This is a genomic window from Maribacter sp. BPC-D8 (assembly GCF_035207705.1).
In the GTDB taxonomy this organism is placed as follows: Bacteria; Bacteroidota; Bacteroidia; order Flavobacteriales; family Flavobacteriaceae; genus Maribacter.
In genome coordinates this window covers 3237787-3251725 of record NZ_CP128187.1, presented here as the reverse complement: position 1 = coordinate 3251725, position 13939 = coordinate 3237787, and the positions used below count along the sequence as shown (strand labels likewise).

The window sequence follows — 13939 nt, the reverse complement described above, 5'->3', positions numbered from 1 at the left end:
ATTATATTTTGGGGTAATCTGTTTGTGTTTTTTCGTCTTTAACGTTACCGGTATGTGCGGTGCTTAATTTTTCAAATAACATGAGTTGTACCACTTCATTATTTTTGGTCATGGGGCAGTGCTCAATACCTTTGGGTACTATAATAATTTCACCTTGTTGAACAACTTCTGTGCGATCTCGAAACTGCATATAAAGCGTGCCCTTTACAACCTGAAAAAGTTCGTCTTCATTTTCATGTGCATGCCACACAAACTCACCTTTGATTTTTGCCAATAGCACTTGCATATTGTCAACAATACCTATTTGGTGTGGATGCCAAAAATCATTTACATGATCATACTTTTCTCTTAGGTTAATACTTTTCATGTGTGTTCGTTTTATCCTGTTTTAGGATAAAAGGGTCGTTTGTTTTTTGTGAATGTAAAATTTGATATAGTAAGATACGCAAAGCACTACTATTCTAAAAAGAAGATGAGCTGTTTATTAAATGCCTAAAATCAATTTTGCAATAGAGAAGTAGATTAAAATACCGAATATGTCATTACTGGTTGTAATGAAAGGTCCGGTTGCTATGGCAGGATCTATACCTCTTTTGTCTAAAAATAAAGGAACGAAAGTACCAATGAATCCTGCTACTACGATTACTGCAATTAGCGAAATTGAAATTGCCAATGAGGTAGGGAAATCTCCTTTCCATATCCATGTAAAAATCAATAATAAACACGAAAGAATAAATCCGTTAAGTAAAGCCAAAAGCATTTCTTTAATCAATCGGCTACCTATACTTCCTTTAATATCATCATTTGCCAAACCTTGAACAATAATAGCACTAGACTGAACCCCAACGTTGCCTGCCATTGCGGCTATAAGCGGAGTAAAAAGGAATAACACGGTATATTCGCGAAACATTTCTTCAAAACCTCCCATAATTACCGCTGCCCCTGCACCACCAAAAAGACCTAGAATTAACCACGGCAAGCGTGCTTTTGTAAGATCCCAAATACTATCATCTGCTTCTACATCTTGTGATATACCCGCTGCCATTTGGTAATCGCGTTCAGCTTCTTCTTTTATAACATCTATAATGTCATCAATGGTAATACGACCCACCAGTCTGCCTATTTCATCAACTACAGGTATGGCTTCAAGGTCATATTTACTCATTATTCTCGCCACTTCTTCTGGATCTTCGTTGACGTTGACAGAATCTACGTTCTTTATAAAAACGTCTTTAATATGAGATTTGGTTGAAGTGGTCAGTAAATCTTTTAACGATAATCTTCCTTTTAGCTTGTCTTCGTCATCGACTACGTAAATAGAATGTACACGCGTAACATTTTCTGCCTGTGCCCGCATTTCTTTTACACAGGTAAGCACATTCCAGTTTTCATTGACTTTTACAAGCTCTTTTGCCATAAGTCCGCCAGCAGAATCGTCTGCATATCTTAATAGATCAACGATGTCTTTCGCATGTTCCCTATCTTCAATTTTAGAGATAACGTCTTGTATCTGATCCTTAGGTAGCTCGCCAATGATATCAGCAGCATCATCGGTATCTAATTCTTCTAGTTCACCAGCAATTTCTTTTGTAGAAAGACTACTTAATATAGCTTCACGAACGTCTTCATCTAACTCGGTAAGTACATCTGAGGTTTTGTCACTATCCAATAACTTTATTAGATAGGTAGCTTTTTCCTTATCTAATTCATTAATGATTTCGGCGACATCGGCATAATGTACAGCACCTAGCATAGAATTAAGTTCAGCATCATTGTTCTGTTCAATGAGCTGCTCTATTTCTACTACAAATTCTTTGGTTAGCTTAAAGGGTGTCATCTGCTATTTTGTTCGTCAATGCTATAAAATCGTCGACCGCCAATTGTTCTGGTCGAAGGTCAAATATAGTATCTTCTCTTAACTTATCTGATAATGTAAATGTTTTTAAACTGTTACGTAATGTCTTTCTACGTTGATTAAATGCAGTTTTTACCACACGATACAAAAGTTGCTCATCGCAAGAAAGCTCAAAATTTGCTTTTCGGGTTAATCGTAGCACGCCCGACTGTACTTTTGGCGGAGGATCAAAAACATCTGGTTCAACGGTAAAAAGATATTCTGCCTCATAGAAAGCTTGTACCAAAACCGAAAGAATGCCGTATGCCTTACTGCCTTCTGGTGAGCAAATACGTTGCGCAACTTCTTTCTGAAACATCCCCGAAAATTCAGGTATTTGAGTTCTAAGGGTTAACATTTTAAAAACTATCTGTGTAGAGATATTGTATGGAAAGTTGCCAGTTATACCAAATTGCTCATCGCCAAAAAGGGTTGAGGTATCATAATTTAAAAAATCGGCTTCAATGACTTTAAAAGTGCCATCACCTTCAAATGCTTTTGGGTGTTCTAACGGAAAGTTCTCGTTGAGGTAGGTGATAGACTCTGTATCTAAATCCATAGCCACTAAATTACTATCTCTTAAAAGAAGGTATTTAGTAAGCACCCCAGTACCCGGACCAATTTCTATTACATTCTTATAATCTTGTTGTAATAGTGTTTCGGCTATTTGTCGGGCAATGTCCTCATCTTTTAAGAAGTGTTGACCTAGGTATTTCTTTGCTTTTACAGGACCTTTTTCGTATTGCTTTTTATGCGCATACTTATCACCTTTATTCTTCTTTCTTTTCGTTCCCATAGCTCTAATTTAACGGTGCCTTATTTTGCAATATATGCCCAAGCATTTTTTCCTGAAGCTAATTGAATTTCAATTCTCTCGTAAGCTTCACCTTCGTACCTATCTGCTTTTTGTAATTCTTGATGAGATAGGGTATAAACTTGTCCTTTTATGGCATCTTCCTTAACTCCTGTGTGCTGTAAAGTAGGGTAGAGGTCAGCGACTTTTATGTCAGATAATGTATATAAAGGTAATTCGTCTTCGAATCCGTTTAAAGGTCTTGCGAAAACTCCCAATTGTACTTCTAATTCTTGTAAAGTTCCGTATGTAAATAGATAGTGTGTGGCAGTTGCTCTTTGAACAAAGAATTCATCTACCACTTCTAATTCGGTTTTAAAAGATACCAGCTGACCAGCAAACTTCTTCTGAATACTTTCTATTAGCGCAGGTGCGTCTTCTTCATAGTATCTTTCTAAGGTAGCTTTGTCTTTTACAGTATATTGTACCGAATAAGTGAAGCCGCCCATATCTTCTTCAACTAATACTTTTGAGAATTTTGCGCTTAAGAATTTACCAGTTGATAGCACTTGTGGAATATGAGTTTCTTTCATCCACTGCAACCAGGTTTCATGTGCAGTTTCTTCTATATTCGTGGTAACGTTATATATATACATGGGTTATATCAAGTTCTATTTGAAATGCAAAGTTAGTTCAACTAGGTCTTATAATGAATTCGATAACGTGCGATTTTAATTTATGGCGTCTCCCCTTAAAATTCTAAAGTTCTTTCTGGCTTCAGGAAAGTAGTAACTGTCCTGATAATTGTAAATAATCTTCTCGTACTGCTCTTTTGCTTTTTGAGGGTCGTTCAATACTTTTCTATACAATTCACCCAAAGCATAATAGGCATCATCAGCTAGAATTCCATTACCGTAAAATGTGATGATTTTCTGATAGTTTAGTTGTGCATCTTCGTATTTCTTTTGCTTCTCAAATAATTGCGCTTGTTTTAAAAGCGCCTCGTCTTCAATTTTTTCTCCTTTATGATTTTCTAAAATATCGCCCAATGCCGTTATTGCCTCATCGGTTTTATTCTGGTAGGCTAAAAAGTCGGCTCTTGCATATTTTTTTAAAGCAGTTTGCGTAGAGTCTTCAAGTGAATTGTCTGATATCAACAAGCTCAACTGCATGGCATCGTTGGCAATTAGTTGCGAGGTAGAACTTCGCAATACCTTTAATTGTGTTAAAGCCCAATCGAAATCTCCTTTGTAGAAACTAGTTTGTGCTACTTTATAGCGGGCATCTTGACCAAGAACATCGTTCTTTAGTTTTTGCTGAATCTGTGAGAAGTAGATGAGTGCTTCGTTGAACTTTTTGTCATAGACCAAAATATCACCTAATGCTAATTTTAAATACGCGGTACCTCTGTCGCTTAATGGTAACTCTAAGCTATTTTTCAGTAATTTTTCTGCAGGTGCCGGATCGTTCTTTGTAAACGTTAGAAAATTAGCATAGGCTACTTGAAGTTGTAACGATTGCGTTTTGTAGCCATACTCATCTACTAAAGCATCGTATTTTTTTTGAATAGCATCTAATTGATTGCCAGAAGCATTTAATAGTTCAATATCAATAAGGTTCAATTCGGCATCTAACTGTGTTATTTTATTACTTGTATTTTCAATAATATAACTGTAAATATCTTTGGCAACTTCATGTTCTTCATTATCTAGGGCATCATTGCCTAAGTTTTCTAAGCGAGTGGTAGAGCTACCGTTCATGCGTTTGAAAATGGCTTTCTCTTGCCTAAACGCACTGCCGTATTGCTTTTGCTGAACGAACAGCCAGCTTAAAAGTTCGTTCCAAAGAATATCAGGATTCTTTTGTGCACGCTCTAAGAGTACTTTTTTTAATAGGATGTTGTTTTTGTCTTCCGCATCTTCAGAAATGAAATCATCAATACTTCTTAGAATATTCGATTTAGATGTTTTACCATCAATAACAAGATTTAGATATGAATTATACATCGCTTCTACATTGCCTTGTTCCCCATAAATTCTAGCAAGCTGAAAGTTGAAGTTCAATGCCGGATTTAGCTTCATTGATGTTTGAAAGGCTTTTATAGCCATGTCTAAAAGACTGTATTTTTGAAATTGTAGGCCTATTGCGTATCCATAATTAGGATTTTTAGAGATGATATCTAAGGCTTTGTCATAATAGGTTTGTGCCATTTCTTCTTTTTCTTGAAGGGCATAATTGTAACCTAAGTCTATTAATAATGTTGGGTAGGGATTTCGGTCTTTTAGACGTTGGTTTAAAAAATATTCAGCTTCTTGGTAGCGTTCTAATTGCTGATAGCAAGCAACCAAATCTTGAACGTATTCCGTTCTTCTAGGGTTTTTCTCTACGAGCTTTTCATAAAAAACAACAGCTTTTTCAAAATCACCATCAGCAAAATATTGCTTAGCCAAGAAATCATCTTGGGCAAAGGCGAATGTAGACAGTGCTAAATATGTTATTAGGAAAAAGATGAAGCGCATAATCAAATATACATAGAATGCAGTAAGTTGTTGTTAAGTAGATGCTAACAAGCACTTGATTTTATGTGATAATAATTTTAATTTTTAGTGAGCGAAACTTGTAATGACTATCTCATTAATGCGATACTACTTTAAGACCTATGATAGAACCAATTAATGTGGTAATAAAAAGTATGCGTAAAAAAGTAGCTGGTTCTTTGAATACGAATATACCGACTAACACTGTGCCTACGGCACCAATCCCTGTCCATACGGCATATGCAGTACCGATTGGTAATGTTTGTGTCGCTTTCACTAATAGTATCATACTTATTGCGAGTGCTATTAAAAACCCAATATACCACAGGTACATTTCATTGCCTGTAGTTTCTTTGGCTTTGCCTAAACAGAAGGCGAAGACTACCTCAAAAAGACCGGCGATTATTAATAGTGCCCAATTCATAATTGTATAGATTTAGTAAAAGTAAAGGTCGATATTCTCTTTTATTTATTCATTGTAATGAAGGTACTTTTTTGTTGTGGTGTCTTCGCAGATAAATGAAAGATCTTCATTGTAAATCGCTTGGTAATCAGCATAAACTTGGTTGCAATTACTTTCGTTATAATGAATTATAACGACTAGTTTTTCGTCATCTAAAAAACTTTGAGCTCCAGAGGTATCCCACCAATTTTTCTCATCGTTGTATGATTCATAAGTGACACCATCAAAATCTTCTGCGTTTTCAACGAAGTTCTTAGCCATACACTTCATTCCTTTTTCATGTACATAATTGCAAAGTTCTTGATAGTAGGCAATTCCTTCTTCTTTCGAAACTTCTATACCATATGTCTCTCGCGTGTCATCATACAATGCCCAATCCATATTATCAAACTCTATCCAATCAAAACCTAAATCGGCAATTTTATCAATTCGAGCTTTCATGACATCGATTATTCCGGTTGTAGTAGTGTTTACGAAATATTCACCTGGCCACTCAGCCCATTGTTCGGTAGTTAAAAAAGGTTGAAGTTCATTAAAATCATCTCTCCAATCTTCACCTGTACCAATACTGATATAGGCTGCTAATTGATTTCCGTTGGCTTTAATTTCAGCTATTGATTCTGCAACGTCATCTTCGAATGGGTCAACTAATACATATGCATTTGTAGCATTTAAAGCAATGTAGGCTACTTGATCTACTTCGTAATTTTCAATATAGGCGTGATTGAAAACGGCAATAGCATTTGATGAACCTTCGGGAGAATTGATTTCTTCTAAGTTGAGGTTGTCATCACTTTCATTGCAAGAAGCTATTATACATACTAGTAGGAGGGAGATAATTTTTTTCATGTTTATCGAAGTTACGATAAATGTGAAGTTTTAAAAGATGTTTTCAATATCAATACAACTGAAACCAGTTTTAATGTATTCTTTTAGAATGTGCTGGTCTTAAAGAAATAGATGTGGTTTTTAGGGTTGGTTTATCTCTTAAGAGAGAAGTGACCTGTAATTATAGCGTTACCTTCTGCTTCAACAAACCTATACCAGTAATCTGTTGCTGTAAGTCTTCTACCATTAAATGTTCCGTTCCAACCTCCATTTTTGGCGTCGAATTGATAGAGGAGTTTTCCATATCGATCATAAATGGTAACTGTGCCCTCTAGGGTGAAGAAGTCTTGGTCAACCTTCCATACATCATTAGACCCGTCTTCATTAGGGGTAAAGAAATTGGGAAACTTCAATTTTATCGCTTCATCAGAATTTTCGCAAGCAATAAAATCTATGGTTACTTGAAAAGTAGATTCGGCAAAGCAAGTATCATTCTCGTCATAAATAAAAATGGTCTGGGTTTGTGTTATTGCCTCGCCGCTATTCATTAAAATGCCTGTACCACCACTTTGAGTGTAGTAACTACCGTTGTTTAATTGTGGTAATGTAAATACGCCACATTCTGTAATATCATCCAATTCATCTACCGTTAGAAGTGGTTCTATGGTGACTGTAAAGTTAGTTTGGTCTGAACAATCGCCTATACCTGCATAAATATAAATAGTCTGTGTTGTGGTGATATTTTCTCCAGGCTGTAATTGAGTGCCTTCGGCATCGGGTTGTGTATAGTAATTATTGCCTAAATCTAATTCTGGCAACGTAAAACTTCCGCATGCTGTTGTGTCGTCAAATTGTTCTGCGGTGGCAGGTGTTGTGGTAATTAAGTTAAACGAAGTCTCGTCTTCGCAACCGCTTGAATTGGTAACACGAACGGTTACGGTTTGTGTGTTAGGTATGGTGTTGGTATAGTTGTCGGTTAGAACTAGAAGATTACCTGTAGCATCAAAATAGGAAACTGTCAAACCTGTTTGGCTTTCTACTGTTTGAGATTCTAAATTCGCTAGATTAATAGGGAAAACGGCAAATCCGTCCCCATCCAAATCACACGCTGTTATATTATCTATTTCATTGGCGGTAGGGGCGTTATCGTTAACGCTTACTGTAATCGGATTTCGTTCTAAGGTTAGGTCTGTTACTATGGTGCTGGTAATTTCACAAGTATACACTCCCGCATCTGTTACACTTAATGGATCAAGTATTAAATCTGCATCGCTTGCCCCTGATATGGGTGAGCCATCTTTGAGCCATTGATAAACATTGGCTGCGCCACTGACTATAGTTGATAACGTTATGCTAGATCCTACGCAATTATCAAAAAATTCAATATCATTTACTTTGGCTTGGTCTGCATCTGAAAACCCAAGAATATTTTGATCGTAATGGTCGAATTCATCCTCAAAATCGCCAAATTGAAATCTATTATCATTTATATTTAGAATATCGTTTGTAGAAAGCACTCCGGTAAAGTTGGGTAAATTGCCTTCAAAAAAATTCTCTCCAAAATGGAGATAACTTGCACTTGACCAATTGCTGAATGATGGAGATAATTCACCTCCAAATTGATTATTTACAATTACTAGTGACTCTAGAGTAACCCATGCGGAATAAGTGTCTGGAATTTCTCCGTTGAAATCATTATCGTTCAAATAGACAGAAGTGATACTTGACCATTGAGAGAATAACGGAGATAATTCTCCAGAAAAGAGATTGTCGCTTAAAGTCAATCTTTCTAAATTAGAAAAAGAGGCATAACTATCTGGAATGTTACCTGAAAATTGATTTTGTCCCAAGTTTAAGGTTATGATATCGGTCCAAGCTGAAAAAGAAGGGGAAAGGGTACCGCTAAGTTCATTGCCCCCCAAATCAAGGTATTGTAAATTAGTAAGGTTCTCAAAGCTTTCAGGAATTTGACCTGTTAGTTGATTGCCTGCCATAACAAGATTTATCATACTAATCCATTCCCCATATTCCGTTGGTATAATTCCTGTTAAGTTATTATTTGAAAAATTTATGTATTCAGCATTTACTAGTGTCCTTAATTCAACGGGTAATCCGCCTGTTAGCTCATTGAATGATAAAATTAGAATCCTCAATTCAACTAAAGATTGAAGTTCAATTGGTATCTCACCCGTAAGTTGATTATTTCCTAGACCTAGTTCTGTAAGGTTGATAAGATTGCCGTATTCGGGATATACATAACCGGTAAATTGATTTACGCCTAAACGTAAAATTCTTAAGCTAATCATGTCGGTAATTTCAATTGGTATTTCTCCAGTTAATAGATTACCTCTAAGTCTTAATGTTTGAAGGTTTGTTAGTTGAGAAATTGTTACCGGTATTTCACCATTAAATTCGTTGTTTTCAAAATCTAAAAAAACGAGTTCTGTAAGATTATCAATAGTATCTGGAATAGGACCGGTAAACTGGTTTGCTTTTAATCGTAGATATCTTAGTTCGGTTAACTCAGTTAATCTATCGGGTATTTGCCCGCTTAGATTTTGTATGCCTACATCAAGAACTTGTAAAAAAGCCAAGTCTCCTATTTCGTTGGGAAGCTCTCCTGTAAGATTATTTGAGCTTATATTAGTATTTGTAGGGTTCATGTCAATGCCAACAACATTGCCGCCAACTACAGTTAAACCATACCAGTCGTCAGTTACTGGTCCTGCAAAATTCCAATCATTAGTAAGGTCTGCATCATTTTCGCTAATCCAATTTGGACCATCTGTAGCATTATAAAAGGCTTGAAGTGCTACTCTTTCTGCCGGGGTAACTTGAGAGACTAATACATTAATAAAAAGAAAGGGAAGCAGAAAAATAAATAATCGCATAAAATGATAATTGAAATTGTCTTTTTTAAATATTAATTATTAGAGGATTACTAATGTAATCTATGAAATCTTATTCTATATAAATCAACTAATATTTTCACTAGGTGATTTGATTTTTAAAGATGGGTTGTTTTTTAAATGAATGTTTTAGGTAAAAATTAGTTATGATTATAAATTATATAATAAGGGAAAAATGTCCAGTAACAATTGTATTTCCTTCTTTTTCAACAAACCTATACCAGTAATCTGTTGCTGTAAGTCTTCTACCATTAAAAGTGCCATTCCAACCACCATTTTTGGCGTCGAATTGATAGAGGAGTTTTCCATATCGATCATAAATGGTAACTGTGCCCTCTAGGGTGAAGAAGTCTTGGTTAACCTCCCATACATCATTAGCGCCATCTTCATTAGGGGTAAAGAAATTGGGAAACTTCAATTTTATAGCTTCATCAGAATTTTCGCAAGCAATAAAATCTATGGTTACTTGAAAAGTAGATTCGGCAAAGCAAGTATCATTCTCGTCATAAATAAAAATGGTCTGGGTTTGTGTTATTGCCTCGCCGCTATTCATTAAAATGCCTGTACCACCACTTTGAGTGTAGTAACTACCGTTGTTTAATTGTGGTAATGTAAATACGCCACATTCTGTAATATCATCCAATTCATCTACCGTTAGAAGTGGTTCTATGGAGACCGTAAAGTTAGTTTGGTCTGAACAATCGCCTACACCTGCATAAATATAAATGGTCTGTGTTGTGGTGATATTTTCTCCAGGCTGTAATTGAGTGCCTTCGGCATCGGGTTGTGTATAGTAATTATTGCCTAAATCTAATTCTGGCAACGTAAAACTTCCGCATGCTGTTGTGTCGTCAAATTGTTCTGCGGTGGCAGGTGTTGTGGTAGTTAGGTTAAACGAAGTCTCATCTTCGCAACCGCTTGAATTGGTAACACGAACGATTACGGTTTGTGTGTTAGGTATGGTGTTGGTAAAGTCGTCGGTTAGAGCTAGAAGATTACCTGTAGCATCAAAATAGGAAACTGTCAATCCTGTTTGACTTCCTATTATTTGAGATTCTAAATTCGCTAGATTAATAGGGAAAACGGCAAATCCGTCCCCATCCAAATCACACGCTGTTATATTATCTATTTCATTGGCGGTAGGGGCGTTATCGTTAACGCTTACTGTAATCGGATTTCGTTCTAAGGTTAGGTCTGTTACTATGGTGCTGGTAATTTCACAAGTATACACTCCCGCATCTGTTACACTTAATGGATCAAGTATTAAATCTGCATCGTTTGCCCCTGATATGGGTGAGCCATCTTTGAACCATTGATAAACATTTTCCGTACCACTGACTATAGTTGATAACGTTATGCTAGAACCTACGCAATTATCAAAAGTTTCAATATCATTTACTTTGGCTTGATCATTATAGAAAAACCCAAAAAGTTCTTGGTTATAATAATCAAATTCATCTTCAAAATCTCCAAATTGAAACCTGTTATTGTTTATTTGTATGAATTCTCCTTGAATCTCGTCAGTGAGAACAGCTGTGAAATCTGGTACTGGACCTTCAAATTGGTTGTATTGAAAATTAAGTCCTTGAGCATTGGTCCAATTAGCAAAATCTGGAGATAGTTGACCGCTGAATTGATTGTGACCTATATTGAATATTTCTAGATTAGTCCAACTGGAATAGGTATCTGGTAGTTCGCCACTAAATTCATTATCACGTATATTTAAAAATGAAATATTATTCCAGTTTGAAAAGAGAGGAGATAATTCTCCTGAAAAATTATTATAAGATATTTCGAAATTGGTCATATTAGTAAAACTAGCATAGCTTTCAGGTATAGTGCCTGTAAGTTCATTTGATCCAGCTTTAAAAGTTAGTAATTGAGTCCAATTACTAAAGTCAGGGGATAGTTCACCTGATAGATTATTGTTAAGAACTTCAAAATATCTTAGTTGCGTTAGATTGGCAAGTGAAGCCGGTATTGTACCTGTTAGTTCATTTACATAAAGACGCAAACTTTGCAACTGAGTAAGGTCTCCGAACGATTCTGGTATGCTTCCAGAGATATTAGCTGAACTAATGTCCATAAACTCTAAATTACTCAGGTTTCCAAGATTGTCTGGTAGTGTACCATTTAAATCGTTTCTCCCAATATTTAAAAACCTTAAGCTTGTCATGTTACCGATTTCTGGAGGAATAGTCCCGGTAAGTAAATTGCCAAATAAATAAAAGGTTTCAAGATTAACAAGGTTTTCGTATTCTGGATATATAAAACCTGTTAGCTGGTTTGAGCCAAGTTTTAGAGTTACTAGTTGAAGCATGTTAGTCAATTCAAACGGAATTTCTCCTGTTAATTCATTGGCAGAAAGTTCTATAGCTTCAAGATTGTTAAGGGTTGTTATTGAAACTGGTATTTCACCATCAAGATTGTTACCAGTAAGTAATAAATTCACCAGGTTAACTAATTGAGAAATCTCGCCTGGTATTTCTCCAGATAAATTATTGGCCACTAAATTGAGATAGGAAAGCTCGGTTAAATCAAAGAGGCTGGCAGGTAAATTTCCCGAAAGGTTTTCGCCTGCTAAATTAAGTATCCTTAAAGATGTGAAATCACCAATTTCATCGGGTATTGTGCCTGTTAGATTATTTGCTTCACTTATTAATTGATTAGGATTCATGTTAATACTTATCACATTGCCGCCAAAGATTGTTAGACCCTTCCAGTCGTCAGTTACAAGGCCAGTAAAATCCCAATCGTCTGTTGTGTCAGCATCATTCTCGCTAAACCAATTTGGACCATCAGTTGCATTGTAAAAGGCTAATAATGCTGCTCTTTCTGCCGGAGTAACCTGGGCTTGTGATAAATGCACAAATGTTAGAGCAAAGAATAATAAGCAAAATCTCATGCAATTATGGTTGAATTTGTTGTAAGTAAACAACGTGAGTCAGCACAAGTTACAATTTTCAATTGCTAATCTTTGTAGGGATTATCTTAATTTATTTGAGAGCGTTAAAAATTCGATGAACCGTTCAAATTTTTAGTTCCGTCTGTTTAAAAAGAAATTAAAATCGACATATAATACCATTAATCTTCGTCCAAATTGTAAACACAATCAGACCGCTCAAAATACCTTTTAAGCTATAAAGTAATGTAAAAAAACTAGTATTAATCAATCATATCAAACCCACAATAAGGTACTAACACCTCAGGAATTTTAATTCCGTCTGCAGTTTGGTAGTTCTCTAGAATACCTGCTAACACACGAGGTAAAGCCAAAGAACTTCCGTTCAAAGTATGTGCTAGTTGGTTTTTACCGTTTTCATCTTTAAAGCGCAGTTTTAATCTATTAGCTTGGTATGTTTCAAAGTTAGAAACAGAGCTAATTTCTAACCATCTGTCTTGTGCAGTTGAGAACACTTCAAAATCGAAAGTTAATGCAGCTGTAAAACCTAAATCACCTCCACAAAGTCTTAGAATACGGTACGGTAATTTTAATTCTCGTAGAATGTTCTTTATGTGATCAACCATACCATCTAAGGCATCGTATGATTTAGTAGGGTGTTCTACGCGTACAATTTCGACTTTATCGAATTGGTGTAAGCGGTTTAAACCACGTACATGTGCGCCATAACTACCTGCTTCTCTTCTAAAACACGGAGTATACCCTGTATATGTAATAGGGAAATCACTTTCGTTTACGATAACATCTCTAAAAATGTTGGTTACAGGAACTTCTGCAGTAGGTATTAAATAAAGATCATCTGCGGTTACATGGTACATTTGACCTTCTTTATCTGGCAATTGACCTGTACCATAACCAGATAGTTCGTTTACCAAGTGTGGCACTTGAATTTCGGTATATCCCGCTTCGGTATTTTTATCTAAAAAATAGGCAATTAAAGCACGTTGTAAACGAGCGCCTTTGCCTTTGTAAACAGGGAAACCTGCACCGGCTATTTTAACACCTAACTCAAAATCTATGATATCATATTTCTTCGCCAACTCCCAATGCGGTAAGGCACCTTCAATTAATGTAGGTATTTCACCTTCATTGAATATCTCTTCATTGTCCTCTTCTGTAGAACCTTTCTTTACAGAAGTATGCGGAGCATTCGGTAATTGATATAGAAGGGTTTGTAACTCTTCTTCCGCTAAGTTTAAGTCATCACCTAATTGTTTAGACTCTTCCTTTAGCTTTACTGTTTTTTCTTTTAGAGAATTAGCTTCTTGAGCTTTTCCTGTTTTGTACAATACACCAATTTCTTTAGAAATTTTATTCGATTCTGCCAAAATGTTGTCCAAACTTGTTTGGGCAGCACGTCGGTTTTCATCTAATTGAAGCACTTTTTCAATTAAGGGTTGTGCATCAATATTTCTTTTTCCAAGGGCAAGAATAATATCTTCTTGATTATCTCTAATGGTCTGTATTTGTAACATTATGGATGTATTGTATTTGACTGCAAATTTACGTTAATCTTATATTTATAGAGGATACTTTTAGTGACTAAACATAGA

10 protein-coding genes are annotated in these 13939 nt (G+C 35.8%); all 10 read right to left on the bottom strand.

Annotated features, from left to right (window positions below; all coding sequences use genetic code 11):
* Position 1: 1 nt before the first annotated feature.
* Positions 2 to 367 carry a cupin domain-containing protein gene (locus QSV08_RS14260; protein ID WP_324024197.1) on the bottom strand — a complete coding sequence of 122 codons (366 nt, stop codon included), beginning with the start codon at positions 365 to 367 and terminating at the stop codon, positions 2 to 4.
* A 117-nt stretch (positions 368 to 484) separates the two neighbouring features.
* Positions 485 to 1837, bottom strand: coding sequence for a magnesium transporter (mgtE, locus tag QSV08_RS14255; RefSeq protein ID WP_324024195.1), 1353 nt, complete (start codon positions 1835 to 1837; stop codon positions 485 to 487).
* Positions 1824 to 2690, bottom strand: coding sequence for a 16S rRNA (adenine(1518)-N(6)/adenine(1519)-N(6))-dimethyltransferase RsmA (gene rsmA, locus QSV08_RS14250; protein WP_324024193.1), 867 nt, complete (start codon positions 2688 to 2690; stop codon positions 1824 to 1826). The genes mgtE and rsmA overlap by 14 nt, the downstream gene beginning before the upstream one ends.
* A gap of 20 nt (positions 2691 to 2710) precedes the next feature.
* Positions 2711 to 3343, bottom strand: coding sequence for a DUF4286 family protein (locus QSV08_RS14245; RefSeq protein ID WP_324024191.1), 633 nt, complete (start codon positions 3341 to 3343; stop codon positions 2711 to 2713).
* Between the two features lie 75 nt (positions 3344 to 3418).
* Positions 3419 to 5206, bottom strand: a complete 1788-nt coding sequence (locus QSV08_RS14240) for a tetratricopeptide repeat protein (RefSeq protein WP_324024189.1) — start codon at positions 5204 to 5206, stop codon at positions 3419 to 3421.
* Between the two features lie 115 nt (positions 5207 to 5321).
* Positions 5322 to 5648: a DMT family transporter gene (locus QSV08_RS14235; RefSeq protein WP_324024187.1), complete on the bottom strand. Its 327-nt coding sequence runs from the start codon at positions 5646 to 5648 to the stop codon at positions 5322 to 5324.
* A 45-nt stretch (positions 5649 to 5693) separates the two neighbouring features.
* Complete coding sequence (locus QSV08_RS14230; protein ID WP_324024186.1) at positions 5694 to 6536, bottom strand: endo alpha-1,4 polygalactosaminidase; 843 nt, start codon at positions 6534 to 6536, stop codon at positions 5694 to 5696.
* 131 nt (positions 6537 to 6667) lie between these two features.
* The gene (locus QSV08_RS14225; RefSeq protein ID WP_324024184.1) at positions 6668 to 9406 is read right to left on the bottom strand and encodes a T9SS type B sorting domain-containing protein; all 2739 of its coding nucleotides are present in this window, start codon (positions 9404 to 9406) and stop codon (positions 6668 to 6670) included.
* A 175-nt stretch (positions 9407 to 9581) separates the two neighbouring features.
* On the bottom strand, positions 9582 to 12329 hold the full coding sequence (locus tag QSV08_RS14220; protein WP_324024183.1) for a T9SS type B sorting domain-containing protein: 2748 nt from the start codon (positions 12327 to 12329) through the stop codon (positions 9582 to 9584).
* 260 nt (positions 12330 to 12589) lie between these two features.
* Positions 12590 to 13861 (bottom strand): serine--tRNA ligase, encoded by a 1272-nt coding sequence (serS, locus tag QSV08_RS14215; RefSeq protein ID WP_324024181.1) that lies wholly within the window; start codon positions 13859 to 13861, stop codon positions 12590 to 12592.
* Positions 13862 to 13939 lie beyond the last annotated feature (78 nt).